The organism is Cobetia sp. SIMBA_158 (assembly GCF_046566945.1).
Lineage (GTDB): Bacteria > Pseudomonadota > Gammaproteobacteria > Pseudomonadales > Halomonadaceae > Cobetia > Cobetia amphilecti.
The window spans coordinates 1-239 of record NZ_JAWJYL010001025.1 but is presented as its reverse complement, the minus strand read 5'-3'; the positions used below and the strand labels follow the sequence as shown (position 1 = coordinate 239).

The window sequence follows — 239 nt, the reverse complement described above, 5'->3', positions numbered from 1 at the left end:
ATACGGTACAAGGGTTTATCAGTGCTCTGGGCGAAAATGATTATCTGCTGGCAAGTAATTATCTCAACTTATCTAAGTCCGATAACCCAACGACCGTTGTGCGACAGTTTAAACAGGCACTGGATGCAGGAGGGCGTTTTCAGCCGGATCTACAGATTAGTAACTCACCCGAGGGTAATCTAACTGACCAACTGCCACCTAGCCAAGAAAATGTCGGCGTGATTAATATCGGAGAGCGA

General features: G+C 46.4%; 1 protein-coding gene. It reads left to right on the top strand.

Features of this window, described 5'->3' with window-relative positions:
• A partial coding sequence (locus R2R70_RS22915; protein WP_410979333.1) for a hypothetical protein occupies positions 1–239 on the top strand: 239 nt, incomplete at both ends.